Origin of the sequence: Pseudomonas sp. 65/3-MNA-CIBAN-0223, from assembly GCF_040310425.1 — a bacterium.
GTDB classification, from domain to species: Bacteria; Pseudomonadota; Gammaproteobacteria; order Pseudomonadales; family Pseudomonadaceae; genus Aquipseudomonas; species Aquipseudomonas gregormendelii.
Window position 1 is genome coordinate 55,891 of the sequence record NZ_JBEOPV010000009.1, and the last position, 25,718, is coordinate 81,608.

Consider the following 25,718-nt stretch of genomic DNA (forward strand, 5'->3'; position numbering starts at 1 on the left):
TATGACAGCACGATTTGAATGGCGTACTTCGCTGTGTACACCCGACTTCCCGGCAGCGGCTTATGAAGCGTTGCGCCTGCGGGTCGCGGAGCACACTCCGTTCAACACGCTGGCCTGGATGTGCGCGTCGGAACAGGCCCTCGCCGTCGGATGCCAGGTGCATGTGCTGCTGGCCTGGCGAGGCGATGAGCTGCAGTTGTGCCTGCCCTTGGTGGCATCGGTGGAGCGTTTCGGCGGGTTGCCCTTCCGGGTGCTGCACCACCTGGGCTACCCCCTGGCCGATCGCCTGGCGCTGCTTGCCCGCCTGGACGCCGGGGACGTGCGCCAGGCATTGGCGCAGGTTCGCCGCAAACTGCCCCACGCCTTGCTGCAATTGAACGAGCTTTGCGCTGCCGCTGGCGAAGAAAGCGCCCTGACCCACTGGATGGCGCACAGCTCTACCGGTGAACGGCGCCTGAGTTGTCGCGTGCCCGTGCACCAGATCAGCGAGGCCGACCACCAGGAAATCTCCGGCGACCCGCGCTACAAACTGCGCCGCGCACGCAAACGCATCGCTGCCTGTGGCGCACAAGTGCGGCGCATTACCCCGGATGCGTCGACCATGGGTGCGTTGCTGCAGGCCATCAGTGAAGTCGAGGCGGTAAGCTGGAAAGGTGACGAAGGGGTGGGGATTTTTGCCGATGAGCGCCACCGCCAATGGATGAATCAAGCCTTCACCGCCCTCGCCGCCCAGGGGCTGGTGCGGGTGGTGATCCTCGAGCTGGACGAGCGCTGCATCAGTTACCGCCTGGGGCTGCTCGAACAGGGTCGGTTGTACGATTACAACCTGGCATTCCTGCCGCAATACGCCGACCTGGGCAGCGGCCGCGTCTTGCTCGAAGAGTGGATTCGCTGGGGCCTGGACGACAACTGGCGCTGGATCGATGCCTCGCGCGTCAGTCTGGAAAATTCCAGTCATCAACTGCACGAGCGCATGACCGGGCAACTGGAGCACTGGCGCTGGAGCTTCTATTCCTGGCGACCCAGCGGTATCGCCCTGGGGCTGGCCTTACGGGTCTGGCAGGCGCTCAAGCCACGGTTGCAACAATGGAAAGCGCGGCGTGCGGCCAAGCCCGTAAAACCGGAAGCGGTGCAACCAGTGGCGGCCGCCGTGGCCACGCCCACCCCCGCTGCCAAGCAGGTCAAGGCCAGGAACACCGCCATACTGGAGGGCAAACATGCCACGTCAAGTCATAGTCAACGCTGATGATTTCGGGCTCAGCCCAAATGAAAACGCCGTGATCCTCGGTGCATTCCAGGCGGGCGTTATCAGCTCTGCCACGGCCATGGCCAACATGCCGGCCTTCGAAGCCGCATGCGCCATGGCCCGGCATCCGCTGCTGACCGGTCGCATCGGCCTGCACTTCAACCTCACCTACGGCCAGCCGTTGAGCCTGGGCATTCTTTCGCGCCCGCACTTCTGCGACAACGCCGGGGTGTTCGACCTCAACCTGCCCCGCCATCGCCTCTGGCTCAGCCGCGAAGATCGCCAAGCTGTTCTGGAGGAGCTTGAAGCGCAATGGCAACGCTGCCTGGACAACGGCGTGCGGCCCAGCCATCTGGATTCCCATCAACACGTGCACAACATCTGGCCGATCGGCGAAATCGTCGCGCGCTTCGCCGCCCGCCAGGGCGTGCCGGTGCGCCTGGCGCGCAACCTGGGGCAAAACCTCAGCCTGCCCAAGCGCGTGTTCAAACGATTGCTCAACGCCCGTCTCCAGCAATTGGCCGGCGCCACCGCCGACTATGTGTGCACGCCTGTGGACCTGCGCAACGCAGCAATGCCGACCAAAGGAGTACTGGAAATCGTCGCCCACCCGAACCAGATCGGCACGGATTTCGGCGACGCTTATCTGAATCCCGGAGAGTCGCTTACGCAGTTGCTGGAGCAGCGGATGCGAGGTGTGCCGCGGGTGTCCTATGGGGCGGTGAACAGCGTCGGGCTACCCGGCGGGGCGGTGGTCGTGAAACCGTAAGGCAGAGCATCTTGCAGGCGCTGGCTTGCCGGCGATGGCGAGCTCACGGGCGTCATCGCTGGCAAGCCAGGCTCCCACAGGTCAGGTAATTCTTATAGGCTTGGCAGTGACGTTGGCCGCAAGACCCGGGTGATCTGCGAGGTGTATGCCGATGGCGTGCTGACAGCGGTGGGCGACTCGGTGTTCGTGCGGGTCGATACCGGACAGCTGGCCGCCGCTGCGCATGGCCGCGAGGGTTGAGGCTTCGGTACTTTTTTTGCCGGCGGCGCGCCCACTCTGGTGCAAAATAGGCACTCGGCCGATAAGCTCAGGCCCTGTCGCGAATGCAGTGCAACGAGAGTCATATGAATATCCAAGTTGAGAAGTGTGATGCCCCCCGGACCCAGCGTTTTGGTTCAACGAAGCACATCATTCAAACAATGTCGGGGGTAACCGCATGATCGAGGTCACTGAGGTTTCCATTGCGCAGCTGCGGGCGGCGCTCGAGTCGGGCCAGACCACCGCGGTTGAACTGGTCCAGGCTTATCTCGCCAGGGTCGATGCCTACGACGGGCGCGACACGCCGACAGCGCTGAACGCAGTGGTGGTGCGCAACCCTGAAGCCCTCGCCGAAGCGCGAGCATCCGATGAGCGCCGCGCCAAGGGCCAGACCCTCGGCCCGCTCGATGGTATTCCCTACACTGCCAAGGACAGTTATCTGGTCAAGGGGCTGACGGCCGCCTCCGGCAGCCCGGCCTTCGTCGACCTGGTGGCTTACCGTGATGCGTTCACCATCGAGCGCCTGCGTGGTGCGGGTGCGATTTGCCTGGGCAAGACCAACATGCCGCCCATGGCCAATGGAGGTATGCAACGCGGGGTTTATGGCCGTGCAGAGAGCCCGTACAACGCCGATTACCTCACGGCGCCCTTTGCTTCCGGTTCGTCCAATGGCGCGGGTACGGCAACGGCGGCCAGTTTCGCCGCGTTCGGGCTGGCTGAAGAAACCTGGTCGAGTGGCCGTGGGCCAGCATCGAACAACGGCTTGTGTGCCTATACACCTTCGCGTGGGGTGATTTCGGTGCGCGGCAACTGGCCCCTGACGCCGACCATGGACGTGGTCGTGCCCTTCGCCCGGACCATGGCGGATCTGCTCGAAGTGCTCGACGTGGTGGTCGCGGAAGATCCCGACACCCGCGGCGACCTGTGGCGCATGCAGCCCTGGGTACAGATTCCGAGCGTGGCCTCGGTGCGTCCGGCGAGCTATCCAGCGCTGGCAGCGAAGGCTGAGGCTCTGGCCGGGAAACGCCTGGGCGTACCGCGCATGTATATCAATGCCGACCCCGAGGCTGGCACGGCAGAAGCGCCGGGCATTGGCGGGCCGACAGGCCAGCGCATCATCACCCGGGATTCGGTGATCGGGCTTTGGCAACAGGCGCGTCAGGCGCTGGAAGCGGCGGGCGCGCAAGTGATCGAAGTGGATTTCCCGCTGGTGTCCAATTGCGAGGGTGATCGCCCCGGAGCACCGACCGTCTTCACTCGGGGCCTGGTGTCGAAGGAGTTTCTGCACCACGAACTCTGGGACCTGACGGCCTGGGCGTTCGATGATTTCCTGCAGGCCAACGGGGATCCAAAGCTCAACCGGCTGGTCGACGTCGACGGCCCGCTGATCTTTCCCCACGACCCAGGCACCCTGCCCAACCGCGAAGGCGACCTGGTAGCGGGCATGGACGAGTATGTGCGCATGGCCGAACGCGGCATCACACCGTGGGACCAGATCACCACGGTGCCTGACGGCCTGCGCGGACTGGAACAGACCCGGCGCATCGATCTCGAAGACTGGATGGATCGCCTGGGCCTGGACGCGGTGCTGTTTCCGACCGTCGCCGACGTGGCCCCGGCGAATGCCGATGTCGATCCCCGTTCTGCGGACATCGCCTGGAGCAACGGCGTCTGGGTCGCCAATGGCAACCTCGCTATCCGCCACCTGGGCGTCCCTACGGTGACGGTCCCGATGGGCGTGATGCCGGACATTGGCATGCCGGTGGGCCTGACCTTTGCCGGTCGTGCCTATGACGATTCATCGTTGCTGCGCCTGGCCAGTGCGTTCGAGGCCACCGGCTCCAAGCGCCTGATCCCGCCGCGTACGCCTGTGTTGTAGGGAAAATGCCTGTGGGAATTGGGGCGACATGTTGGTGGCTGGTGTGCGCTGGGTGTTAAAAGATCGCAGCCTCGTTTCACTCGACAGCTCCTACGGGGTGGGGAGTGGGTTGGGGGGCTGGGTGGGGAGCGAGGTTGGGGCGGCGGGGAGTGCTCGGCGTTGCTCGAGCAGATTGACCATCAGGCATGCGTACAGCGTCACGGCGATAAACAACCCCATGCGTATGGCAAAGGCGGTGTAGACGTCCTTGCCCGCTGCGCTGTCCTGCACCGACTGGCCCAACAGAATGATCATCGTGATCAGGCTGTTGAGCCAGAACCCCGGGCTTAAACCCGTTGGGCTGAGCCGGTAAAGCTTGCGCGCCAGCACCAGGCCGAACAGCAGCATCCACAGGAAAAACATCCACAGGTGCACAAACAGGCTCAGTGCACACCACAACAGGATCGCCAGCAAACCGCCCAGCAGGGTCGAGCCGACCAGCTCCCGACCGGCGCTGTGAGTGTGGCTGGTCGAGCTTTGCTGACCCAGGCTGACCGCCTTGAGAATGATCGGCAGGTAACTGGCCGGGTCGATCAGTGCCAGCAGGAAGGTCGGCAGGACGATCAGGGTGGCTCGCAGCGCCACCCGTGCGGCCTCTGCAGGCGGCAAGCCTGGGGGACTGGGCGATGGCGGAGCATCCGCCGGTTCGGCAAACAGCCAGTGACTGCCTGCCACGGCCAGCACCGCGAGCAGCAGGCCCTTGACCAGCGCCTCGATGACCGTCGCCGCCAGGCCGAAATCGGCAACCCCGGCTGACGAAATCATGGTCAGGCCGATGACCAGGAACGTGACGATAAGCGCGTTGCCACCGCGCAGGCCGAAGCGGAATACCAGGAACAGACAGAGGCCAATCAACAGCACGCCACTGAGCGGGTAGTACCGCAGGACCGGAATCAACAACAGACCGCTGCCGGTCGTCAGCAGCGCCGCCAGCGCCAGGACCAGTGCTGCCTTGAATGGCAGGGGCTGATTCAGCGTCGCCAGCAACAACACCGCCAGCACCGGCGCCACGAAAGGAATCGGCAAGCCCAGGCCGAAACTCGCCGCCAGGCACAGCGCCGTGCCCGTCGCCAGGCGCAACGCGCGCCGGGCCCTGATCGTGGTTTCAGTAGACATACGACAGCCAGCTCATGAAACCCAAGAACAGGCGGCCGAGTGGGTTGAGTGGATTGCCCTCGCGGGGAAAGGCCATGACTTCAGCCTGCCCGCCGGCGCGGATCCCGCGACTGTCGCGCAAGTGCTGCTTGGCTTCGGAGGAGAACTCGATAATCACCGGGAAGCGCTGCGCCGGGCGCAACCAGTCGCGGCTGTTCTGCACACTGGGCAGGGTTCCGGGCGCGGGCGCCTGACCGACGCTGACCCCGTAACCCACGCTACGCACGCGCCCCTCGAACACCTCCCCCGGCAGCGCATCCAGCACGATCGCCACCGGCGTATCGATTTGGACCAGACCCAGATTATTCTCGGTCATGTCGGCACTGACCCATACATCGTGGATCGCAATCAGGGTCATCACCGGACCTCCGGCAGCAGCAAACTGGCCGGCATCGGTGCGCAGGTCCGTGATCAACCCGGAGGATCGCGCGCGCACCCGGGTATTGGCCAGATCCAGTTCGGCTTTCGATAACGCCGTGGCGGCACTGCGCAGGGTCGCGTTGTCCTCATCGCTGCCGCCCTCCTGTTCCCGTGCCCGCTGGACTTCGGCGCGGGCCGCAGCGACCTGGCTCACGGCCTGTTCGCGATTGGCCCGGGAGACTTCCAGCAGGCGCACCGAGATGGTCCCCGGATCGTCCCGATACAAGCCTTCAAGGCGCTGATTGTCCTGGCGCGCCTTGAGTTCGTTGGCCTGGGCCGCCCTCAGGTTGGCCTGCGCGGCAGCAATCCCGGCAGTGCCGGCGCCGATCTGGCGCCGGGTCGACTCAAGATCGGCCCGCGCCCGATCCACGGCAATCTGATACGGCTGGGGGTCGACCTCGAACAGCACCTCGCCGGCCTTTACATCCTGATTGTTCCGCACGTTGACCCGAATCACCCGCCCTGCCACTTCCGCCGCCACCGGAATCACAAAGGCCCCTACCCGCGCCTGCTGCGTATACGGCGTGAAGCGATCCGCCAGCAGGTACCAGGCCAGGCTCAGGACAATCAACAGCAACACCCACTTCAGGCCCTTGCGGCTCGGGTCTGGAGCGGGTGCAGGTGCTGGCACCGGCGGTGTTTCAGCCGAGGGCGGGACAGTGTCGCTCATGGTGTTTTGACCTCGTCGGGCTGGGGAAAGGCAGGCTGGGCAACTCCAGGCTCGTCCAGCAGATCGCCCCAGTCGGTGCGCTCTTGCATCTGCCTGCGAGTGGCGGGATCGACCATTGGCTGGGCGCTGGACCAGCCGCCACCCAAGGCTTTGTACAGGGCAATGACATTGCTCACGGCATTGCTGCGGGCCACCAGGTAGTTGTCCTGTTGCTCCAGCAGCGCCCGCTGCGCATCCAGCACTCGCTGGAAGTCCGAATAACCTTCGCGGTACTGCGCGCTGGCCAGCACCAGCGAGCGCTTGGCGGCCACTTCGGCCTCGCCCAGGATACGCTCGCGCTCAAGGGATTTGATCAAGCCGCCAGCGGCATCATCGGCTTCCCGTGCCGCCTGGCGAACCTTGTCGCGATAGACTTCGATCAACTGCTGCAACCGCGCATCCTGCACTCGCACGTTGTTGCTGATCTGGCCATGATCGAACAGATTCCAGCGCAGGCTCGGCCCCCCTATCAGGTCCAGGCTGCGCGGGGTGCCATCCAGTGAATCAGCGGACCAGACGATGCTGCCAAGCAAGGTCAACGAGGGATAAAAATCGCTTTCGGCCACGCCGATCAGCGCCGACTGCGCAGCGACATTGAGCTCGGCAGCTCGCACGTCGGGGCGACGCAGCAGCAGGCTGGCGGGCACATCCTGCAGCACCGCCCGATCCACCAGCGGAATCAGCCCGTCACTCGTCGCCAACTGCGGCACGCCGCCGGGTGGCTGGCCGATCAGTACGGCCAGGGCATTGCGGGTGCGTTGCAGCTGGTCCTCAAGACTGGGGATGGTGCTCAGGGTGCCCAGGTATTGAGTCCGGGCCTGCTGCAGGTCCAGCTCGGCATTCTGCCCGCTGTTGAACAGCTTCTCGGTGATCTCGAAATTACGCTGTTGCTGCCGGGCATTCTGCTTTGCCACCCGCAACCGCGCCTCGGTGGTGCGTAAGGCAAAATAGGTATCCGCCACTTGCGCGTGCAGCAGCACCAGCACGTCTTCATAGTTGGCACGCGCGGCGAAATAGCTGGCGTCGGCCGACTCAATGGCGCGGCTGAAGCGGCCCCAGAAATCCAGCTCCCAACCCACATCGAAACCCACGCTGTGCTGCCAGAAGTGGCTGTCCTGCGAATTGCTGCCGCCGGATTGCCGGCGGTTGAGGTACAGGCTGTCGGCACTGGCTTGCTGCAGCTGCGGGTAACGCCCGCTTTCGGCAATCCCCAGCCGCGCCCGGGCTTCCATGACCCGCAGCCCGACGATTTTCAGGTCTGCGTTACCCGCGTCCGCAGCGGCAATCAGGCGATCCAGCAACGGGTCGTTGAACACCTGCCACCACTCACGCAGGTCCGGGCTCTGTTCGCGCTGGCTGGCCTGTTCCAGGGCCGGGCTGCTCCATTGCCGGCTCCATGCTTCGCCCGGCGCCTGGAAATCCGGTCCCAGACGCACGCAGCCGCAAAGGCCGAGCACGCCAAGGATCAGCAACTGGCGCGGGCGTCTGAACGGGGCTGCGCTTGAGGGCATGGATGTCTTCCGATGCGACGGTCAGTCAAGCATAGCCACAGAAAGCCGAGACCAACGGAGTTCCTCCGGGGCGCGCTTCAACGCTACTTCACAAGGCGCTTTTCCTTGGAAGGCCGGTAACCGAAGTAGGCGCTGTAGCACTTGCTGAAATGGCTTGGCGAGACGAACCCGCAGGCCACCAGGACTTCGACCTGAGACAACTCGGTGTGCTGCAGCAGCCGGCGCGCCTCGGTAATGCGCAGCTCCAGGTAATAGCGTTGCGGCGTGGTGCCCAGCTGCTCCTTGAACAGGCGTTCGAGTTGTCGCCGCGAACGACCGGCGTAGACCGCCAGTTGCTCCAGTTCCAGCGGCTCTTCAAGATTGGTGTCCATGAGTTTGACCACCTCGCGCAACGGCGCGCTGACGCAGATGTTCTCCGTCGGCTTGATTCGCCGGTAACGCGATTCCTCGAAGGCCAGGATGTCCTCGACACCCTCGACCAGGGCTTTATCGTAAAGACTTTTTATCCAGTCCAGGGCCATGTGAAAGGCGCCCGAAGGACTGGACGCCGTGAGGCGGTCGCGATCAATGACGTAGGGTTCACTACTGACCTGGGTCGCCCGGGAGATCTCCGCGAGCGCCGGGCGGTGTTCCGGATGAATGGCGCAGCGATAGCCCTCGAGCAGGCCCGCCTTGCCGAGGAACCAGGCGCCGTTCCACAAGCCGGCGAGCATCACGCCCTGCTCCGCTGCGGCCTTGAGCTGAGTAATAAACGCTTCATTGGCCTTGAGTTCGGTTCGATAACCACCACACACCACCAGCAGGTCCAGCCCCTTGATCGCTGAACCGTCGAGACGAGCGTCCGGGCGAATGACCAGCCCCAGATCGCTGACTACTTCGCCGTCGCTCAAGCCGAAGGTGCGCGTGGTGAACACCCCTGGACGCAGCAGATTGGCGGTCACGAGCGTATCCAGCACCTGCGTGAAGGCCGGCAGCGAAAAATGCTCAAGCAGCAGGAAACCGCAGCGCACCACTTGAGGTGTCGCGCTGGCATTGTCATTCAGGTAACGAAGGTTCTTGCCCTTTAACCCTTCACTGAACTGGCGTCTTTCGATCAATGGTCGACCTGCTTTGCAACGAAAACCAATACGTTATGGGCCGCATGGAGAAAGCGCAATGGCGGCACCTGGAAAGATATTGAAGCCGCTGATCCTCGCTGCCCGGTGCTACGCTGTGAATGCCTGAAAGAAATAGCGCGCCCTTTTGCATCCGCTCGAGAATCCACCCATGAAGCCGATCCTGATAAGCGGTATCACCCTGGCAATGGTCGGCACGCTGACGTACTCACTGCTGCAGTGGCGCGATGTGCAAAACCACACCCAGGAATTACGCTGCGGGGAAGCCAGGGAGGCGTTAAAAGGAGTCGAAGTGCGGGCTCGGGCGTTGGCGGCAGGTTTGACGGTGGATGCCTATGCCAAGGCGGAAGAAGAGGACGTGGCGAAACTCGTCGGCGCCCTGGATGCCGCCAAGAGCAATGTCGAGATTGACTCGGTGATGGAATCCCACGCCACGGCGATCGGTGCCGAGGACGCCGCCATTGATGCCGAAGTCGACAGTCGGGGCAACCAGGCCTTCCTGGAGCAAACCTTGCGCAAGCAGCGAATACCGGTTGACGTCAAACAGGAGCTGGAACGTGCCGCCAAGGCAGTCAGGCTGATCTGCAGCTGAGCGGCTTGAAGAGGGAGTCTCCAGAACCTCATAAAGTGCATTTTTTTTCCTGAAAATAAGCGCTTAACGCCGCCGGGAAATTGCTTTGAATTTTTTCTGACACCACCACTCCTTTGTCTATGAGCATAAGGAGGGTCCTCATGAACAGCACCGGTCTCTACATCATTGAATACCTGCTCCACGGGGAGCCGAGGTCGTTCATCATTCGTGCAAAAGTGATGAGCAATCGCGATGCCTGGCATTGGGCAAGCTGTGATGCCGGCATAGCGCCCATCCCCAAACCCGGAAGGCCGCCGCTCAAGGTGGTATCCAGGCCCCAGGCGGAAAAATACGGCGTCGTCGAAGTGCGCTGGCGCGAGTCGGCCAAGCTCGACTGGACCGAGGCGACGCCGTCCTGATTAGCCGGGGGCCGGCGGTCAGCGGGTATGAAAAATCCCGAACTCGACCTGCACCGTTGCATCCAATGTGAAAGCCGATGGAGGTATGCGACATGAACGACAATGATGAACGCAGCAATGATGGCGAATCACCCATGACATCCAACGCACCGCCCAGGGACTCGTCCGGCAAGCCGGTGAATGTGGTGCAGAGGGATCTGGCGGACACGGACGACGATACCCGCGCAGTGGACGAAGTCATCACGCCCTCTTCCACCCGCACCAAGGAGCAGGACACCCAAGAGCTGCAGAAAAAGGTTGACGAGATAGAGCGCAAAGTGGCCGATGGAAACTGACCACACGTGTGACACGAAATCGAGGGAGGCCTGATGCAGGCCTCCCTTTTTTCACACCTGCTGTCAGGAAGTACCCAACCCCCCGGACAAGTCCGCTGGAGCGCTGGAGGCAGTGCGTTGTTGCCCGTTCGGGACGCTCCTGTTCATATCCGTCTGGGCGGTCGTTGGCGCCTCGGCATGATCAGTGGTCTTGGTGACGGTATCGCGCACCGCTTCAAATCCTTCACGCGCCTGCTGCTTGACCTTGTCCGTCAGTCCCGCGCTGGTCTTGCCCAGGTAACGTTGCTCGGTAGCCGTCGAGGGGATCGCGGCGCCCAGTAACGCGCCTAGCGCGATGCCCGCCGCAGCGACCATCAACGGCTGTTCCCTGAGTAGATGTGTGAACTGATCCCCCATTGCCTGCGTACCGCGTGCCAGCCGATCGCTGGCGTCGTGCATGGCGTGACTGACGTTGTCAGTGGCGGCCCCCAGGCTGTCGCCCAGGTGCGAGGCCTTGCCCTTGACGGACTGGTAGCCTTCCTTCATGGAATCTGCGGTGTGGTGCAAGCGGTCCCGCGCGCTGTCAATGCCGTCCGACACGCCATCGGCCCACTCGCCGACCCTGCTGTGCTCTGGGCCACTGCGATAACCGACATTCGGGCTTGGGGGGCGATTCTGGCTCATCATCAGCCACAGCAACCCCACGGAGGTCAGCACGGCGGGCACCGGATTGTTGCGCACGCTGGTACCCAGGTTGGAGAGGAACGCGGTGCCGTTGCCTTGCATCACGCCCCACGCCTGGTCAAACATCTGGCCTGGGGTGAACTTGCTTTCCAGCGCATCGACGATGTTGCCAATGCTGGCGCGCTGTGCATCGATTTCACGCTCGATCGCTTCCGGGCTTTTTTCCGATTCCAGTTCGAATTCGCTTTTCATGAGACTTTCCTCCGCAGGGCTTCCTGGTCCTTGTTCAAGGCATCCAGGGTGCGATCAGGCTTGAAGTGGGATGGCTCGAATTGTTTTTTACCCGACTGCAGCATGGCGAATCCGACGATCATCACCACCACGCCCACTATCAGTGCCGCGAGCCAGGGCGCCATCACCATCGACAGGCCGTAGACCACCGACATCAACAGGATTATGAAGCCCGCCAGCAGCACAATTGCCCCGCCGGCCACCCCGGCAATGCCGGCCTTGAGCGTAGTGAGACTGGCCTGCAGCTCGGCCTTGGCCAGGGCCAGTTCCTTGGTGAACAGGGCCGGCACCTCACGTGACAATTGGCGCAACAGGCCGACGACTGAAGCGTCGGTTTCAACCACGGGTACGGGGCGTGCGCCCGGCAGATCTGGGTTTTCTCTGTTCATCACAGTGCTCCCTTGAAGTCATTCGAACCTGGAGTTTTCGGGGTCGCAAAGTCGGTGGGATGGTCCTGCTCGCCCGGCGCGGACGGGGTGATGCCGGTGTCCAGCCCGGTGTGCGCAGCGACCGATGTTTCGTACGGGCGCTGCGCACCAAAGCCGCCGGGCGCAGGCGCAGAGCTGCTGTTCTCTGACGGCTGTTGCGCGCTGGCGGTATAGGCCGCAGCAGTACCAGCCTTGAGGAATCGCGACAGGCCAAAGCCCAGCGCGACGCTGCCTGCCAGGAACAGGGCAGGATTGTTGCGCGCCAGGTCGGCCGCATCGTTCAGCAACTGCTCGGCGCTTTTGCCGCGTAGATTACCGGCCAGGCCGGTCATGGATTCCGCCATGTCGGCCAGGTAGTCGGACATGCCGAGGCTGTCCTTGTCTTCGATCTCCGAGACAAAGGACTTTGCCCCTTTGGCCAATGCCTCGATCTGGTCGGCAGCGGTATCGCGGTACTGCCCGAACTGCGCATCCGCTTGTTGCCTCGCGTCACCGAGCGCCTCGGTGACGCCTTCCTTCAAATGTTGAAAATCGGCCTCCGGTCTTGCGGAGCCCTGATGATCGTTCTGGCCTTCAGTCCTGCTGTCTGGAATATTCATGACGTCCCTCGCCTTTCGAAAAATGCGTTTTCGGGTGCGCCACGACAGTTTCGCAGCCGCCCTCAGTTCAGATGACGGAGCTGCATTAACAGGAGTTCCAACAGAATGATGAGCGACAAACGCGCCGACGGGTGACCCAACAAGTGGTCTGAAAGCCACGTAAATAAAAAGAATTCAGGACACTGACTGCGGTCTGCGCCTGACTGTTGCACAGTCAGGACCGGGTACTCCAATGCGCGCTGACAGTCGGCCAGCCAGCTTGGATTTCGACTGGCCCAAGGTGATAGCGAGCAAGCTTTGCTTCTGCAGAGGGTGCCAGTCGGGGTCAGCTGCCATCGCGCAAAATCAGCGCATGCCCCCCCTCCCACTCGGCGAACAGGCTCTGCCCGCAATGCACGCCCAGGTGGTTGTAGTCGGCATGGGTCTTTTGCACCTTCAGCTCCAGGCCGCCGCAGGCTTCGAGATACACGTTAACCATCGAGCCAATGAACTCCTCCCCGACGACAGTGCACGCCAGCCGATTTTGCCGCACCGGCCGGGTGGTCAGTTCGATATGCTCGGCGCTGACACAGACCGTGACCGCCTCCCCCGCACTCACCGATTTTCCCTCCGGCAGTCTTGCGACGAAACTACCCTGCGCTGATTCCAGCCGCACCAGACCGCTGTCGTCGAACCCTGCCACCGTGCCGGGGAAGATGTTCTTGCCGCCGACGAACTCGGCCACGAAGCGATTGTGCGGTTCAACAAATACCGCCTGGGGCGTGCCAATCTGCTCCACCCGGCCACGGCTCATGATCACCACGCGATCCGCCATCGCAAAGGCCTCGGACTGACTGTGGGTGACGTAGACAAAGGTAATACCCAGGTCCTTTTGCAGACCGGTGAGCACCCCCTGCATGCGCACACTCAGGTGCGCATCGAGGGCACTCAATGGCTCGTCGAGCAGCAGGATTGGCGGTTCCGTGACCAGTGAACGGGCCAGCGCCACACGCTGGCGCTGGCCCCCGGACAGCAGGCTGATGTCCCGAGTGGCGAACTCCCCGAGGTCCAGACGCTCAAGCCAGTGCAACGCCTTTTTGCGCCGCTGCGCCTTGGCCATGCCGCGCATGCGCAGGCCGAACTCGACGTTTTCCAGTACATTCAAAAATGGGAACAACGCCAGGTTCTGCCACACCAGTGGCGTCTCCCGCTGCCAGGAATACAGGTCATTGATGCGCTCGCCGTTCAGGCGGATTTCGCCCTCGCTCGGTTTGTCGAGCCCGGCGAGCATGCGCAGTGTCGTGGTCTTGCCGCACCCACTGGAACCCATGATGGCGACGAATTCGCCTTTGTAGATCTCCAGGTTGAGCCGCTCGACAGCCTGGTAGCTGCCGAAATGCTTGACCACGTTGTCAAATACCACCAGCGGTTGAGTCATGGCGTAGTCCTTCGGGTTGGAGGGGTGTAGGGGCGCTGGTCGCGATCAGGCGTTGCGCCGACGCATCAACAGCATCTGCGCGAAGATCACCAGGCTCATGGTGGTAATGAAGACAATCGTGCCGATGGCGTTGATGGTCGGGCTCACCTGGCCTTGCAAGGTATTGAGGATGCGCACCGGAACGGTCTCGTTCAGGCCCGAGACGAACCAGGCCACCGCGAACTCGTCGAAGGACACTGCCATGGTCACGAACAACGCGGCGAAGATGCTCGGCGCAGTAAATGGCAGGATCACGAAGCGCATAGCCTTCCACTGGTTGGCTCCCAAGTTCCACGCCGCCGCCTCGATATGGGGATCCATCTGCGCCAGACGCATGCGGATGACTGCCATGGCGAACGGCGTGCACATCACGATATGGCTGATCATCACTGCGTAGATCGACCCTGACAGACCTACCCGGGAAAGGAACGCCAGCATCGCCAGGCCCATGATCACCACCGGAATGGTCGGCGGCAGCGTCGCGAGCGCCATGTAGATCGACTTGCCGAAAAACTGGTAACGAAAGTCGGTATAGGCCGCAGTGAAACCCAATAGAGTCGAAACCAGTGACACCACCACGCCCACCAGCAGACTGTTCCTGAACGCCTGCCAGACTGCCGGATCCGCAGCGATGACCTCGTACCAGTGCAGGCTGAAACCGCCCAGGGGCAAGGACGGAAAGCGGTCGATATTGAACGAGAACACAAAGCTGCCGGCGATGGGCGTGAAGATGAACATGAACACCAACACGACAAAACTGCGCAGCAGGAAGTTGATCAGGCGATGCTCGTTCATGGGCGTCTCCGATAAGCGAAGCGAACCGCAGCAAAGGCCGTGATCAGCAGCGTGATGATCATGACCGTCGCAATCACCGCTGCACGGGGCCATTGCTGACCGGACTTGGTGGTGTCGGTGATCAGGGTACTGAGGGTCGGTGGTTGACCGCCGCCCAGGTACAGCGGGCTGACAAAATCACCGAAGGTCAGGATGAAACAGAACAGCGCCGCCACGACGATGCCAATCCGCGCCGAAGGTATGACCACCAGCAGCACGGTGCGCCAACGCCCGCTGCCGAGGTTGTGCGCGGCCTCGATCAACGAACGATCGATGTACATCAGGCTGAACAATTGCAGCACCACCACCAGGGGCAGGCACAGGGTGAAGTAGCCGACATAGGTGCCGACGGTGGTGTTCAACATGGCCACCGAGCCGATGCCGAGCAGCCCCAGCGCCGCGTTGAGAATGCCGTTGTCGCTCAGGAATACCTGCCACGAATACGTGCGCACCAGATAGCTGGTGAAAAACGGCGTGATCAGCAGCAGTACCAGTAGCTGCCGGGCAGAATCGCGAAACTTGAAGGCAATGGTGTAGGCACACGGAAACGCCACCAGGCTGACCAGTACAGTGGCGCCCGCCGCCATGGCCAGGGTGTGCACATAAGCGTCCCAGAAGAACCCGCGACTGAACATGTAGCTCCAGTTCAGCCACTCGAAGGTCGGTACCATCCGAAAGTTGCGCACCACCCAGAAACTGATCGCCACCAGGAAGGCCAGCGGAAACACGAAAAAAACCAATTGCCAGATCAGGATCGGCAGCGAAAAACACAGCCCGAACCACGGCACGTGCACGGCCTTTCTGGTGGTGCGCTGGCGTATGGCGGGGCTGCTGTCGGACAGTACCGGCGGTGAAGTCTTCAACTTGTCTGAAATCATTGCCACCTACTCCACGCGTCTTGTCAGGCACCCTTGTATTGCGACCAGAAGTCGTTCCAGTCTTCCAGGCTCTGCTGGACCGGCAGCTCGCGATATTTGATCCGGCCGTCGCGGATGTCATCCATGACGTTGCGCTGTCCCAGCACCATGCCCTGGCGCGTGGCTTCGGCGAGATCGGTCTGGTTGAGCAACTCCCAGCCTTTTTTGCTGGGAATAAGCGCGGGGTACGCGGCCATTTTTGCCGACTTGACCTGGCCCTGGGGTGAGGTGATGTACTGGATGAACTTCTTCGCCAGGTCCGGGCTGTGGGCTTTTCGGGCGATGCAGTAGGACTCCGTCCATTGCAGCCCGCCCTCCTTGGGCAACACGGTTTTTACCGGAGCGCCTGCGCGCTGCAGGACCCCGGTGATCCAGTCGCCAATGCCGCACATGGCATGCACCTGGCCGTTTTTCAGCGAGGAAAAGGTCCCGCCATAATCGAAGAAGCCGCCGATCTGCGGGCGCAGGCTCATGAGTTTCTGCTGCACGCTTTGCCAATGCGCAGCGTCGATGTCGTAAGGCCGCGCGTTGCCGTTGAGCAGGCTGATCTGGCCCAGGTTGGGCAGGTGCCAGTCGAAGTGCCCGACCTTGCCCTTGAGGCTTTCGTCCCAGAACAGGTCGTAGCTTTGCACCTTGGCTTCGGGAACCAGTTGAGTGTTGTAGGCAATGCCCAGGAATCCGAAGCGGATCAGCACAGAATAAAGCTTGTCGCCCTGCCAGTGCCCTGGGAAATGCTGGAACTCGGGGTAGAAATCATCAAAGGGGTAATCCGCCGGGTCGAGTTGCTCGATGTATTCGGCAGCGTTGAGTTGTTGCACGTATTCAGCATCGGACAGGATCAGGTCAAAGGTGCCGGGCGGCGATTGCGAGATCAGCCCCAGCATGTTGTCGCCGCCGGTGTAGTACTTGGCCCGGACCTTGACCCCGTACTGGCGCTCGAAATCGGCAACGATGTCCGGCTCAGCGTGACCGGCCCAGGCCAGGATGACCAGTTCTTTTTCCGCAGCGGCGAAGCTTCTCGCCGGTAGCAAGCCGCACAGCGCCGCGGTGCCTGCGAGGATGCCGGAAGTCTTGAGGAAGGTACGGCGTGAAAGGTCGATGCGCTTGTTCATGACATTTTTCCCCAGGTGTTGGAAGTGCCTCATTCCTGTCGCGGCCAACCCCACGCATCCTTGGCTGGCTGGCAGCATTGCAGCAGATCGCCATCAGTGTTTTTTGTGCACGCCCGACCTGCAATTGATCAGACCCGACCTGTGGCCGGCGCAAGGAGCTGCATGAGGCCGTATTGCCAACTACGGGTCGGATTTGGACAAATCGGCCACCTGCCAATCTGATCGAATCGTTCTACCCGCCACGGCCTGAAAATGACCTGTGGGTCAATTACTTAGATGGGTGTACAGATGAACAACAGCGTCGTCATTGGAGAACTCACCTGGCCGGAATACGCGGCAAAAGTCGCGACCGGATGCCCGATCTTCCTGCCGGTGGGCGCTCTGGAGCAGCACGGACACCACATGTGCATGGAGGTCGATGTCCTGCTGCCCACCGCGATCTGCAAGGCGGTGGCGCATAACGTCAGTGGCCTGGTGTTGCCCGCACTGGCGTACGGCTACAAGTCCCAGCAGAAATCCGGCGGTGGCAATCACTTTCCTGGCACCACCAGCCTCGATGGCGCCACCCTCACCCACACCGTGCAGGACATCATTCGCGAGCTGGCACGCCACGGAGCGCGCAAGCTCGTGCTGATGAATGGACATTTTGAAAACTCGATGTTCATCGTCGAGGGCATCGACCTGGCGCTGCGCGAACTGCGCTATGGCGGCATCACCGACTTCAAGGTGGTGGTGCTGTCCTACTGGGATTTCGTCAACGATCCGGCCGTCATCGCCAAGCTGTATCCCGAGGGATTCCTCGGCTGGGATATCGAGCACGGCGGCGTCTTCGAAACTTCGCTGATGCTGGCCCTGCACCCGGACAAGGTCGATCTCGACCGGGCGGTGGATCATCCCCCCGCCACCTTCCCGCCCTACGACGTCTTCCCGATCATCCCTGAGCGCACGCCCGCATGCGGCACGCTGTCTTCGCCCAAAGGTTCCAGCCGCGAGAAAGGCGAGTTGATCCTCGACGTCTGCGTGTCCGGTATCAGCGCTGCGGTACGCGAAGCCTTTGCTTGAATGACTTGAACAGCGCACGGACGTGCCCGACCAGGTAACACTGCGGTTAACGCTTCACCCTCTCAAATACAACAAAAAAAGGGTAAGTCTCATGTCCAGTTCCTCAACTCTGGCGCCAGGCCTCAAGCAGCGTCACGTCACAATGTTGTCCATCGCCGGAGCCATTGGCGCCGGCCTGTTCATCGGCTCGGGCCACGCCATCGCGTCGGCCGGACCTGCGGCGATTCTGGCGTATATATTTTCCGGCACCCTGGTGGTGCTGGTCATGCGCATGCTCGGCGAAATGGCTGTGGCCTCGCCCGACACCGGGTCGTTTTCCACCTACGCCGAACGTGCCATGGGCCGTAGTGCCGGTTTCACCATCGGCTGGCTCTATTGGTGGTTCTGGGTGCTGGTGATTCCCATCGAAGCCATCGCTGCCGCCGCCATCCTCCACGCCTGGTTCCCGTCCATCCAGACTTGGGAGTTCGCCATAGCGGTCACCGGGCTGCTGACCCTGACCAACCTGTTCAGCGTGGCGCGCTACGGCGAGTTCGAATTCTGGTTCGCCATGCTTAAAGTCATCGCCGTGCTGGGGTTCATCGCCCTAGGTGCGCTGGCGCTGGTGGGTGGGCTGCCCGAGACCACCGTCAGTGGCGTGGCCCAGCTCAGCAAGGAGTTCGGCGGCTTTATGCCCAATGGCTGGACCGCCGTCATCGGCGCGATGCTCACCACGGTGTTCAGTTTCATGGGCACCGAGATTGTTACCATTGCCGCAGGCGAATCGCAGAACCCGTCGAAGCAGATCACCCGTGCGACCAACTCGGTCGTGTGGCGAATGGGGATTTTCTACATCGTCTCGGTGTTCCTGATCATCTCCATCGTTCCCTGGAATGACCCGATGCTGGTGACAGTGGGCTCGTATCAACGGGCGCTGGAGCTGATGAACATTCCCCACGCGAAGATGATCGTCGACATCGTGGTCCTGATTGCCGTCGCCAGCTGCCTGAACTCCGCCATCTATACCGCCTCGCGCATGGTCTACTCCCTGAGCAAACGGGGCGACGGCCCGCGCATCCTGCAAAAAACGTCAGGCTCCGGCGTACCCTACATCGCCGTGCTGGCCAGCACCGCAGTGGGCTTCCTGACCACGGCACTGAATTACTTTGCCCCCAACGAGGTGTTCGCTTTCCTGCTGGCCAGTTCCGGAGCCGTGGCCTTGCTGGTGTACCTGGCGATTGCCGTGTCGCAGCTGATATTGCGCCGCAAGATGAACGCCTCGGGACACCCGATCGTCTTCAAGATGTGGTTCTACCCGTGGCTCAGCTACCTGGTGATTTTGTGCATTCTGAGCATCCTGACCGTCATGCTGATTCTGCCGCAGCACCGCATGGAAGTGCTGGCGACCGGTGCGCTGACCCTGTCCATCGTGTGCATGGGCGCGATTTTCAACTCCAGGAAACGTCCTGCGCCAGCACCTGCTGAAACCCGCAACGCCTGAGGTCAAACAGCGTCAAGCTGCCCCCCGCTCACCTCTTTCCGGCCGCTTTCGCACCACGAAACTGGCCGGTTTTTTATTTGTACAAGCGCAGAACAAGAGGATGGTCCATGTCTGCCTACGAACAACGGCCAGTGAAAACCGTGGGTTTTCTGGTCATCCAGAACTTCACCACCATCGGCTTCGCCTCCGCCGTGGAAACCTTGCGCATGGCCAACATGGCCGCCCGCCAGCCGATGTACCGCACCCTGATCATCGCCGCCAGCCTGGAGCCGGTCACCGCCAGCAACGGCATGCGCATCCTGCCCGATTACTCGATCGAAGACGCACCGAAACTCGACATGTTGTTTGTGGTGGGCTCCAACCCGATCGTGTCCAATCACAGCAGCCGACCGTTGCTCGGCTGGCTGCGCAAACTGGCGCATCTGCAGGTGCCCTTGGGCGGCATCTGCACCGGCAGCCACTTGCTCGCCCGGGCTGACCTGCTCAAGGGTTACCGCTGCACGATCCACTGGGAGGACTACGAGGCGCTGAGCGAGCGCTTTCCCGGGATCGTCATTTCCAACCAGTTGTTCGAACTCGATCGCGACCGCTACACCTGCTCCGGCGGAGTGGCGGCCATGGACATGACGTTGCAGTTGATCGCTCGCGAACCTGGCGGGCGGGACATCGCCGCCCATGCCGCGGAACTGCTGTTGTGTGATCGCGCCCGAGGCGCCCAGGAACGCCAGCGCGTGCCGCTGCGGCAGAAGCTCGGCACCTCCCAGCCCAAGCTCAGCCAGATTGTGGCGATCATGGAAGCCAACATCGAGGAGCCGTTGGGGCTGGAAGAACTGGCGCGCTTGAACGAGGTGTCGGTGCGGCAACTGGAGCGACTGTTTCACAAACACCTCAAGCGCACACCCAGTCAGTACTACCTGGAACTGCGCCTGTCCCGGGCCCGGCAGTTGCTGCTGCGTAGCGAGGCGAAGGTCCGCGATGTCGCCCTGGCGTGCGGCTTCGTTTCACCGGCACATTTCTCCAAGTGCTACAGCCGCTATTTTGGTCTGTCGCCGATGGGGGAGCGCCGGCAGGTAGCGGTGCACTAGACGTCTTGTGTTGGCTGCACTGACGCCTTCTCACTCCAACCCATCCGCATGCACAAAGCACAATTTGTTGCCCTCCGGATCCCTGCAATAGGCGCCGAAATAATCCGGTGAGTAATGCGCGCGTATCCCGGGGGCGCCCTCATCCGTCGCGCCTGTGGCGATGGCCGCTGACCAGGCGGCCTGCACCTGCTCGCGCGAGCGGCAGGCAAAGCTGACCTGGGTGCCATTACCCCAGTTCGCCGGTAACCCGTTGTAGGGCAACTGGATGAAGAACTGTGGCCAGCTCTTGCCCGGATACTGCCAGCCCGAGCCCGGTGGGCCGCCATCGTTTTCGTCGGGCATGCGCTCCAGGCCCAGGGGTTGGAGGATCGTGTCGTAGAAGGTGGTCATGGCGGCGAGATCGCGGGCGCCTAGGATAATGTGGCTGAACATGGCTGGGCTCCTGGGGTGGAGTGGGCTGTTGCTGGATTGCTGGATTGCTGGATTGCTGGATTGCTGAGATTAGCGCAAAGGCAAGATCAAGAGATCGCAGCCTCGTTGCACTCGACAGCGCCTGCGCAGCGCCTGCGGGAATTGGGCACGCGGGTTCCCCAAGGGCAGCCGGATCGACTACCATGCCGCCGCCGGTTTCCACATGGGATTAATAGGGAATCCGTGATGCTCGCGCAGCATCAAACGGAACTGCCCCCGCAACTGTAGGTGCTGAGCCTGCTCCACGATTGCCACTGGGATCGCTCCCGGGAAGGCCGGAGCCAGGTGATGACGCACCAGTCAGGAGACCTGCCGGCAAAAAATCACTAACCGGCGGGGTGTCCGGGAAGGACATCCTTGGCGCGCGGGTCACCTTGGTGATCAGCAGTGCACTGCATTTGCGGCAGCGTTCGATGATGTGTTTCCAGTCCGTATTGCCCTGCTCCGTTTACGGTTCAACTGGAGATCGCCCATGCTGCTGCCCCGCTTCGCCACCCTCTGCACGGGCCTGGGTCTGTGCGCCCTCGCCCAGGCGGCACCGACGCAATACCCCCTGACCGTGGAGAACTGCGGCAGCACGCTGACGTTCCAGCAGGCGCCGAGCCGAGCAGTAACCATCGGCCAGGCCGGCACGGAAATGCTCTACGCCATGGGATTGAGCGACCGGCTGGTGGGCACCTCGCTGTGGTTCAACGACGTGCTGGGCCGCTACAAGACCGAGAACGACAAGGTGCCGCGCCTGGCTGACAACGAGCCGAGCTTCGAGGCGGTAATTGGCAAGCGCCCACAGCTGGTGGCAGTGGAACTGGAGTGGATGGTCGGCCCGCAAGGCGCAGTCGGCACCCGCGAACAATTCCATGAGTTGCAGATTCCCACCTACCTGATGCCTTCCGACTGCGAAGCCAAGGACAACCTGGTGGGCGCCGACGGCACGCGGCTCGAAGCGTTTCGCATCGACAGCCTGTACAAGAGCGTCAGCCAGCTGGCGGCAATCTTCGATGTGCAGGAGCGTGGCGAGAAGTTGAACGCCGAGCTCAAGGCCAGCCTGGCGAAGTCCATTGCCATGGTGCAAAACAAGGACCTCAAGCACACCAGCGCGCTGTTCTGGTTCTCCAGCGCCAGCCTGGATATCGACCCCTATGTCGCCGGCCACAAGGGCATTCCCGATTTCATGCTCAACACCCTGGGCGTGCGCAACGTGGTGCAGTCCGACGAAGAATGGCCAACGGTGGGCTGGGAAACCATTGCCAAGGCCAACCCGACATTCCTGGTGATTGCCCGTATGGATCGGCGCCGCTTCCCGGCTGACGACCACGAAAAGAAACTGGCCTTCCTGCGCAGTGACCCGGTCACGCGCAACATGGACGCGGTGAAAAACAATCGCATCATCATCCTCGACGCCATGGCGATGCAGGCCAGCCTGCGGATGTTCGATGGCCTGGAAACACTGGCCACCGCCATCAACGGCTACGACTTGCCGAAATGACCGGGACGCTGATTCGCACGCTGCTGGCCTTCGTCACACTGCTGCTGGCGGTGATCGCCGGCGTGGCCATTGGTGAAACGCCGATCGAGCCGGGCGTGGTGTTCCAGGTATTGGCCAACAAATTGTGGGCAGCCGGTCATGTGCTCGACCCGATCGACGAAGGCATCGTCTGGAACTACCGCCTGACCCGGGCACTGGTGGCCGCGGCTTGCGGTGCAGGCCTGGCCACCTGTGGGGTGATCCTGCAATCACTGCTGCGCAATCCACTCGCCGATCCCTACCTGCTGGGTATCTCCGCCGGGGCTTCCACAGGGGCGGTTCTGGTGGCGTTGCTGGGGCTGGGCGCGGGGGCCATTTCGTTATCCGTCGGCGCTTTCGCCGGGGCTGTCGCAGCCTTCGTGCTGGTGATTTTGCTGGCGCGGGTCAGCGGATCGTCCAGCGGCACCGGGCAGATCATCCTGGCCGGCATTGCCGGCTCGCAACTGTTCAACGCGCTGACGGCGTTCCTGATCACCAAGTCCGCCAGTGCCGAACAGGCTCGCGGCATCCTGTTCTGGCTGCTGGGCAATCTCAGTGGCGTGCGCTGGCCGTCGGTGTGGTTATCGGTGCCCGTGGCCCTGCTTGGCCTGGCGGTGTGCCTGTGGCACCGGCGGGCGCTGGACGCCTTCACGTTCGGGGTCGATTCCGCAGCCTCCCTTGGTATCCCGGTGCGCCGCGTACAGTTCATATTGGTGGGCAGCGCGGCGCTGGTGACGGCCGTAATGGTGTCGATCGTCGGCTCCATCGGTTTTGTCGGGCTGGTCATTCCCCATGCCGTGCGCCTGTTGCTGGGCACCCGTCACGCCCGCTTGCTGCCTGCCAGCGCGCTGGGTGGCGCGCTGTTCCTGATCGCGGCAGATGTGTTGTCGAGGACGTTGATCAAGGGCCAGGTGATTCCGGTCGGGGTCATCACCGCTCTGGTGGGCGCACCGGTGTTTGCGTTGATCCTGGTCGGGCGGAGGAATGCCCGATGAGCGGCGAAGCGTTGGTATTGAGCTGCGCCGGGCTGGGGTTCGATGTCCGCGAGGTGCAGTTGTTGCACGACATCGATCTGCACATTCAACGCGGGGAAACGCTGGGCATCGTCGGGCCCAATGGCTCTGGTAAATCGACCTTGCTCAAGTTGCTCGCCGGGGTACGCGAGCCGTCCCGGGGCGAAGTGTTCCTGGGCGGCACACGCCTGGGCAAGCTGCCGCGGCGAACGATTGCGCAAATCCTGGCGGTGGTTGAACAGCAGGCGACCACCGATGATGCCATCCGTGTGCTCGACGCCGTTGCCCTGGGGCGAACCCCCTGGCTGTCAGCGTTGCGCCCGTGGTCCCGGGAAGACGCACACATTGTCGAGCAGGCGTTGGTTGACGTCGATGCCGCGCACTTGAAAAACCGCACCTGGCGCAGCCTCTCCGGCGGGGAGCGCCAACGCGTGCATATCGCTCGCGCCCTGGCCCAGCGGCCGCAAATCCTGCTGCTGGATGAGCCCACCAATCACCTGGACATCCAGCATCAGCTGTCGATTTTGCAGGTGGTGCATGCCCTGCCCGTCACCACGGTGATCGCCCTGCACGATCTCAACCAGGCACTCACCTGTGACCGCCTGGCCGTGCTCGAACGCGGTCGACTGGTGGCGCTGGGCGCCCCCGTGGAAGTGCTCACGCCCAAGCGCCTGCAAGACACATTCGGCGTGCAGGCGCATTACCTGATTGATCCGTTTGACGGGGCGCAGATCCTGCGTTTTCGCGGTGCGGCTGGTCTGTGAATCGCGCCAGTGCGGCAATATTGGCGCGATCGAGAAACCCGGTGATCTGCGACTCGGGGAAAATCACGATATCGGTACCTGGCGCACAGGCCGCAACGGCATCCAGGGTGCGCTGCAGGTTGTAGGCGACATCGCCATCGCGACCCGCCATCTGTATGAGTTCAAGCTTCATTGTCGGACCTTTGAGGTGAAATACGTCCCGGCCAGGAAACGAATGACTTTTGCCAGAGGCCAGGCAAGTATGCGTATCACCCGCCTACGAATACGCCTCCACCATCCACTTCACCCGAGCCAACGCCTGCCCAAGCGTATCAATGTCCACCGAGCCCAACGCCAGGCGAATTGCATGGGGCACATGCGCCGAAGTGGCAAACGGCTCGGCCGTCGAAACGGCAATATTCTCCTCCATCAACGCCTTGGTAATCTGGTCCGCCCGGGCATCTTCGCCCAGCGGCAACCACAGGAAATACGACGACGGATGCGTCACGCAGCGCAGCCCATCCAGCGCACGCAACGCAACGATCTGCCTGGCCTGGGCGTCGGCCCGCTTCTCGGCTTCCAGTTGCATCACCGTGCCATCGTCCAGCCAGGCACAGGCAATCGCAGTCATCACCCCCGGGGTGTTCCAGGTGGTGGACCGGATAGCGCGCTCGATGGCGGCCACCTTGTCCAGAGGCGCGGCGACAAAACCGATGCGCAGGCCGGTGGCGATGCTCTTGGATAAACCGGACACATAGACGGTCCGCTCCGGCGCCAACGTAAACAGCGGTGGCGGCGGGTTTTCGGCGAGGAACGCGTAGGCTGCATCCTCGATTATCAGCAGCCCGTGCTTGCGCGAAATGGCCACCAATTGCTCACGTTGCGCGGCAGGCATCACCCAGCCCAAGGGATTGTGCAGCGTCGGCATGCTGTACACCGCCCGCACTCGCCGACTGCGGCAAAGTTTTTCCAGGGCCTCGAGATCCGGCCCGTCGGCGCCACCAGGAATCGGCGCGATTTCCAGGTGCAGCGCTTCGGCCAGCACCTTGAAGCCCGAATAGGTCAAGGCGTCTGCGGCGATCACGTCGCCCGGCTTGAGCAACGCCATCATCGTCACCGCCAGGCCATGCTGGGCGCCGCTGACCATCAGCACTTGATCGGCATCGACAGCCAGCCCGCGCGCGCCCAGGTGCCGAGCCACCGACGCACGCTCGTGCATGCGCCCCGCATGGGGTTGATAGCGCAACAGCGCCTCCAGGTCACCGCCAGCGGCCAACTGGCGCAACGCACTGCGCAGCATCTCGCCCTGCCCCGGCAGCGACGGATAGTTGAAGTTGAGGTCGATCATGCCAGCGACGACCTCCTGCTGGTCGATGCCCAGGTTGGGCGGCAGCGAAGTCTCCCGGACAAAGGTGCCGCGCCCGGTTTCGCCACTCACCAGGCCCATGGCTTCGAGCTCGCCATACACCCGACTCGCGGTCACCAGCGCCAGACCTTCACGGGTGGCCAGTTGGCGGTGAGTCGGCAAGCGGGTGCCCGGCAGCAGGCGACCGGCACGGATATCGGCGGCAAAGGTATCCACCAGGGACTTGTAACGCGAGCGCGGCATGGGCGATGTATCCATGACAATTTTT

The 25,718-nt window shown here is 62.5% G+C and carries 26 protein-coding genes, 1 pseudogene and 1 riboswitch; of the genes and pseudogenes, 13 read left to right on the forward strand and 14 right to left on the reverse strand.

The window, feature by feature from the left end; translation table 11 throughout:
• Window position 1: 1 nt before the first annotated feature.
• The 4 genes and pseudogenes from AAEZ09_RS12820 (at window position 2) to AAEZ09_RS12835 (ending at window position 4,152) form a co-directional block, all read left to right on the forward strand.
• A complete protein-coding gene (locus AAEZ09_RS12820; RefSeq protein ID WP_350599796.1) occupies window positions 2–1,246 on the forward strand; it encodes a GNAT family N-acetyltransferase in 1,245 nt (414 codons plus the stop codon).
• The gene (locus AAEZ09_RS12825; protein ID WP_045061569.1) at window positions 1,218–2,015 is read left to right on the forward strand and encodes a ChbG/HpnK family deacetylase; all 798 of its coding nucleotides are present in this window, start codon (window positions 1,218–1,220) and stop codon (window positions 2,013–2,015) included. Before AAEZ09_RS12820 ends, AAEZ09_RS12825 begins: the two co-directional genes overlap by 29 nt.
• A 96-nt stretch (window positions 2,016–2,111) precedes the next feature.
• Window positions 2,112–2,255: pseudogene (locus AAEZ09_RS12830) on the forward strand (PaaI family thioesterase); the annotation flags it as partial.
• Between the two features lie 196 nt (window positions 2,256–2,451).
• On the forward strand, window positions 2,452–4,152 hold the full coding sequence (locus AAEZ09_RS12835) for an amidase (protein ID WP_350599662.1): 1,701 nt from the start codon (window positions 2,452–2,454) through the stop codon (window positions 4,150–4,152).
• Between the two features lie 90 nt (window positions 4,153–4,242).
• Here the strand turns inward: AAEZ09_RS12835 and AAEZ09_RS12840 are convergent, their stop codons facing one another.
• The 4 genes from AAEZ09_RS12840 to souR form a co-directional block, all read right to left on the reverse strand.
• Window positions 4,243–5,307 (reverse strand): DUF2955 domain-containing protein, encoded by a 1,065-nt coding sequence (locus AAEZ09_RS12840; RefSeq protein WP_350599663.1) that lies wholly within the window; start codon window positions 5,305–5,307, stop codon window positions 4,243–4,245.
• Complete coding sequence (locus AAEZ09_RS12845) at window positions 5,297–6,436, reverse strand: HlyD family secretion protein (RefSeq protein ID WP_350599664.1); 1,140 nt, start codon at window positions 6,434–6,436, stop codon at window positions 5,297–5,299. The genes AAEZ09_RS12840 and AAEZ09_RS12845 overlap by 11 nt, the downstream gene beginning before the upstream one ends.
• Window positions 6,433–7,986 (reverse strand): efflux transporter outer membrane subunit, encoded by a 1,554-nt coding sequence (locus tag AAEZ09_RS12850; RefSeq protein WP_350599666.1) that lies wholly within the window; start codon window positions 7,984–7,986, stop codon window positions 6,433–6,435. Before AAEZ09_RS12850 ends, AAEZ09_RS12845 begins: the two co-directional genes overlap by 4 nt.
• Before the next feature lie 83 nt (window positions 7,987–8,069).
• Window positions 8,070–9,083 (reverse strand): transcriptional regulator SouR, encoded by a 1,014-nt coding sequence (gene souR, locus AAEZ09_RS12855; protein ID WP_350599667.1) that lies wholly within the window; start codon window positions 9,081–9,083, stop codon window positions 8,070–8,072.
• Between the two features lie 169 nt (window positions 9,084–9,252).
• Here souR and AAEZ09_RS12860 point away from each other — a divergent pair, with 169 nt between their 5' ends.
• The 3 genes from AAEZ09_RS12860 to AAEZ09_RS12870 all read left to right on the forward strand — a co-directional run bounded on the left by AAEZ09_RS12860 (window position 9,253) and on the right by AAEZ09_RS12870 (window position 10,426).
• Window positions 9,253–9,693, forward strand: a complete 441-nt coding sequence (locus tag AAEZ09_RS12860; RefSeq protein ID WP_350599668.1) for a hypothetical protein — start codon at window positions 9,253–9,255, stop codon at window positions 9,691–9,693.
• A gap of 140 nt (window positions 9,694–9,833) precedes the next feature.
• Window positions 9,834–10,091: a DUF6555 family protein gene (locus AAEZ09_RS12865; RefSeq protein ID WP_045062182.1), complete on the forward strand. Its 258-nt coding sequence runs from the start codon at window positions 9,834–9,836 to the stop codon at window positions 10,089–10,091.
• 92 nt (window positions 10,092–10,183) lie between these two features.
• Complete coding sequence (locus tag AAEZ09_RS12870; protein ID WP_350599670.1) at window positions 10,184–10,426, forward strand: hypothetical protein; 243 nt, start codon at window positions 10,184–10,186, stop codon at window positions 10,424–10,426.
• 63 nt (window positions 10,427–10,489) lie between these two features.
• Here the strand turns inward: AAEZ09_RS12870 and AAEZ09_RS12875 are convergent, their stop codons facing one another.
• From AAEZ09_RS12875 to AAEZ09_RS12905, 7 genes are all read right to left on the reverse strand, one after another.
• On the reverse strand, window positions 10,490–11,341 hold the full coding sequence (locus AAEZ09_RS12875) for a DUF3618 domain-containing protein (protein WP_350599671.1): 852 nt from the start codon (window positions 11,339–11,341) through the stop codon (window positions 10,490–10,492).
• Window positions 11,338–11,769, reverse strand: a complete 432-nt coding sequence (locus AAEZ09_RS12880) for a phage holin family protein (RefSeq protein ID WP_205892431.1) — start codon at window positions 11,767–11,769, stop codon at window positions 11,338–11,340. Before AAEZ09_RS12880 ends, AAEZ09_RS12875 begins: the two co-directional genes overlap by 4 nt.
• Entirely contained in the window at window positions 11,769–12,407 is a 639-nt protein-coding gene (locus AAEZ09_RS12885) for a hypothetical protein (RefSeq protein ID WP_350599673.1), read from the reverse strand. The genes AAEZ09_RS12880 and AAEZ09_RS12885 overlap by 1 nt, the downstream gene beginning before the upstream one ends.
• A 325-nt stretch (window positions 12,408–12,732) precedes the next feature.
• Entirely contained in the window at window positions 12,733–13,824 is a 1,092-nt protein-coding gene (locus AAEZ09_RS12890) for an ABC transporter ATP-binding protein (protein ID WP_205892430.1), read from the reverse strand.
• Window positions 13,825–13,869: 45 nt separating this feature from the next.
• Window positions 13,870–14,658: an ABC transporter permease gene (locus AAEZ09_RS12895; protein ID WP_122839203.1), complete on the reverse strand. Its 789-nt coding sequence runs from the start codon at window positions 14,656–14,658 to the stop codon at window positions 13,870–13,872.
• Entirely contained in the window at window positions 14,655–15,575 is a 921-nt protein-coding gene (locus AAEZ09_RS12900; RefSeq protein WP_350599674.1) for an ABC transporter permease, read from the reverse strand. Before AAEZ09_RS12900 ends, AAEZ09_RS12895 begins: the two co-directional genes overlap by 4 nt.
• A 23-nt stretch (window positions 15,576–15,598) precedes the next feature.
• A complete protein-coding gene (locus AAEZ09_RS12905; RefSeq protein WP_045062198.1) occupies window positions 15,599–16,726 on the reverse strand; it encodes an extracellular solute-binding protein in 1,128 nt (375 codons plus the stop codon).
• Between the two features lie 288 nt (window positions 16,727–17,014).
• Here AAEZ09_RS12905 and AAEZ09_RS12910 point away from each other — a divergent pair, with 288 nt between their 5' ends.
• From AAEZ09_RS12910 to cahR, 3 genes are all read left to right on the forward strand, one after another.
• Entirely contained in the window at window positions 17,015–17,788 is a 774-nt protein-coding gene (locus AAEZ09_RS12910) for a creatininase (protein WP_045062201.1), read from the forward strand.
• 91 nt (window positions 17,789–17,879) lie between these two features.
• Entirely contained in the window at window positions 17,880–19,268 is a 1,389-nt protein-coding gene (gene gabP / locus AAEZ09_RS12915) for a GABA permease (protein ID WP_350599675.1), read from the forward strand.
• A 107-nt stretch (window positions 19,269–19,375) separates the two neighbouring features.
• Window positions 19,376–20,353 (forward strand): transcriptional regulator CahA, encoded by a 978-nt coding sequence (gene cahR, locus AAEZ09_RS12920; protein WP_350599677.1) that lies wholly within the window; start codon window positions 19,376–19,378, stop codon window positions 20,351–20,353.
• 30 nt (window positions 20,354–20,383) lie between these two features.
• On the opposite strand, the gene AAEZ09_RS12925 is transcribed toward cahR, so the two are convergent.
• The gene (locus tag AAEZ09_RS12925) at window positions 20,384–20,785 is read right to left on the reverse strand and encodes a VOC family protein (protein WP_045062210.1); all 402 of its coding nucleotides are present in this window, start codon (window positions 20,783–20,785) and stop codon (window positions 20,384–20,386) included.
• A 175-nt stretch (window positions 20,786–20,960) separates the two neighbouring features.
• Window positions 20,961–21,155: riboswitch (cobalamin riboswitch) on the forward strand.
• Between the two features lie 141 nt (window positions 21,156–21,296).
• Here AAEZ09_RS12925 and AAEZ09_RS12930 point away from each other — a divergent pair.
• The 3 genes from AAEZ09_RS12930 to AAEZ09_RS12940 are packed head-to-tail and all read left to right on the forward strand — an operon-like array spanning window position 21,297 to window position 24,105.
• Window positions 21,297–22,310, forward strand: a complete 1,014-nt coding sequence (locus tag AAEZ09_RS12930) for an ABC transporter substrate-binding protein (RefSeq protein ID WP_350599678.1) — start codon at window positions 21,297–21,299, stop codon at window positions 22,308–22,310.
• A complete protein-coding gene (locus tag AAEZ09_RS12935) occupies window positions 22,307–23,323 on the forward strand; it encodes a FecCD family ABC transporter permease (RefSeq protein WP_205892427.1) in 1,017 nt (338 codons plus the stop codon). Before AAEZ09_RS12930 ends, AAEZ09_RS12935 begins: the two co-directional genes overlap by 4 nt.
• Window positions 23,320–24,105 carry an ABC transporter ATP-binding protein gene (locus AAEZ09_RS12940; protein WP_350599680.1) on the forward strand — a complete coding sequence of 262 codons (786 nt, stop codon included), beginning with the start codon at window positions 23,320–23,322 and terminating at the stop codon, window positions 24,103–24,105. The genes AAEZ09_RS12935 and AAEZ09_RS12940 overlap by 4 nt, the downstream gene beginning before the upstream one ends.
• Here the strand turns inward: AAEZ09_RS12940 and AAEZ09_RS12945 are convergent.
• Window positions 23,999–24,277, reverse strand: coding sequence for a nitrilase-related carbon-nitrogen hydrolase (locus AAEZ09_RS12945; RefSeq protein ID WP_350599682.1), 279 nt, complete (start codon window positions 24,275–24,277; stop codon window positions 23,999–24,001). The two genes, AAEZ09_RS12940 and AAEZ09_RS12945, sit on opposite strands and share 107 nt — an antisense overlap.
• A gap of 84 nt (window positions 24,278–24,361) precedes the next feature.
• Window positions 24,362–25,693, reverse strand: coding sequence for an aminotransferase-like domain-containing protein (locus AAEZ09_RS12950; protein ID WP_350599683.1), 1,332 nt, complete (start codon window positions 25,691–25,693; stop codon window positions 24,362–24,364).
• Window positions 25,694–25,718 lie beyond the last annotated feature (25 nt).

Bases quoted from the DNA above. Each gene is read 5' to 3' on its own strand.
- AAEZ09_RS12820 (WP_350599796.1), top strand. From the start codon at position 2: ATGACAGCACGATTTGAATGGCGTACTTCGCTGTGTACACCCGACTTC.
- AAEZ09_RS12825 (WP_045061569.1), top strand. From the start codon at position 1,218: ATGCCACGTCAAGTCATAGTCAACGCTGATGATTTCGGGCTCAGCCCA.
- AAEZ09_RS12835 (WP_350599662.1), top strand. From the start codon at position 2,452: ATGATCGAGGTCACTGAGGTTTCCATTGCGCAGCTGCGGGCGGCGCTC.
- AAEZ09_RS12840 (WP_350599663.1), bottom strand. From the start codon at position 5,307: ATGTCTACTGAAACCACGATCAGGGCCCGGCGCGCGTTGCGCCTGGCG.
- AAEZ09_RS12845 (WP_350599664.1), bottom strand. From the start codon at position 6,436: ATGAGCGACACTGTCCCGCCCTCGGCTGAAACACCGCCGGTGCCAGCA.
- AAEZ09_RS12850 (WP_350599666.1), bottom strand. From the start codon at position 7,986: ATGCCCTCAAGCGCAGCCCCGTTCAGACGCCCGCGCCAGTTGCTGATC.
- AAEZ09_RS12860 (WP_350599668.1), top strand. From the start codon at position 9,253: ATGAAGCCGATCCTGATAAGCGGTATCACCCTGGCAATGGTCGGCACG.
- AAEZ09_RS12865 (WP_045062182.1), top strand. From the start codon at position 9,834: ATGAACAGCACCGGTCTCTACATCATTGAATACCTGCTCCACGGGGAG.
- AAEZ09_RS12870 (WP_350599670.1), top strand. From the start codon at position 10,184: ATGAACGACAATGATGAACGCAGCAATGATGGCGAATCACCCATGACA.
- AAEZ09_RS12875 (WP_350599671.1), bottom strand. From the start codon at position 11,341: ATGAAAAGCGAATTCGAACTGGAATCGGAAAAAAGCCCGGAAGCGATC.
- AAEZ09_RS12880 (WP_205892431.1), bottom strand. From the start codon at position 11,769: ATGAACAGAGAAAACCCAGATCTGCCGGGCGCACGCCCCGTACCCGTG.
- AAEZ09_RS12885 (WP_350599673.1), bottom strand. From the start codon at position 12,407: ATGAATATTCCAGACAGCAGGACTGAAGGCCAGAACGATCATCAGGGC.
- AAEZ09_RS12890 (WP_205892430.1), bottom strand. From the start codon at position 13,824: ATGACTCAACCGCTGGTGGTATTTGACAACGTGGTCAAGCATTTCGGC.
- AAEZ09_RS12895 (WP_122839203.1), bottom strand. From the start codon at position 14,658: ATGAACGAGCATCGCCTGATCAACTTCCTGCTGCGCAGTTTTGTCGTG.
- AAEZ09_RS12900 (WP_350599674.1), bottom strand. From the start codon at position 15,575: ATGATTTCAGACAAGTTGAAGACTTCACCGCCGGTACTGTCCGACAGC.
- AAEZ09_RS12905 (WP_045062198.1), bottom strand. From the start codon at position 16,726: ATGAACAAGCGCATCGACCTTTCACGCCGTACCTTCCTCAAGACTTCC.
- AAEZ09_RS12910 (WP_045062201.1), top strand. From the start codon at position 17,015: ATGAACAACAGCGTCGTCATTGGAGAACTCACCTGGCCGGAATACGCG.
- gabP (WP_350599675.1), top strand. From the start codon at position 17,880: ATGTCCAGTTCCTCAACTCTGGCGCCAGGCCTCAAGCAGCGTCACGTC.
- cahR (WP_350599677.1), top strand. From the start codon at position 19,376: ATGTCTGCCTACGAACAACGGCCAGTGAAAACCGTGGGTTTTCTGGTC.
- AAEZ09_RS12925 (WP_045062210.1), bottom strand. From the start codon at position 20,785: ATGTTCAGCCACATTATCCTAGGCGCCCGCGATCTCGCCGCCATGACC.
- AAEZ09_RS12930 (WP_350599678.1), top strand. From the start codon at position 21,297: ATGCTGCTGCCCCGCTTCGCCACCCTCTGCACGGGCCTGGGTCTGTGC.
- AAEZ09_RS12935 (WP_205892427.1), top strand. From the start codon at position 22,307: ATGACCGGGACGCTGATTCGCACGCTGCTGGCCTTCGTCACACTGCTG.
- AAEZ09_RS12940 (WP_350599680.1), top strand. From the start codon at position 23,320: ATGAGCGGCGAAGCGTTGGTATTGAGCTGCGCCGGGCTGGGGTTCGAT.
- AAEZ09_RS12945 (WP_350599682.1), bottom strand. From the start codon at position 24,277: ATGAAGCTTGAACTCATACAGATGGCGGGTCGCGATGGCGATGTCGCC.
- AAEZ09_RS12950 (WP_350599683.1), bottom strand. From the start codon at position 25,693: ATGCCGCGCTCGCGTTACAAGTCCCTGGTGGATACCTTTGCCGCCGAT.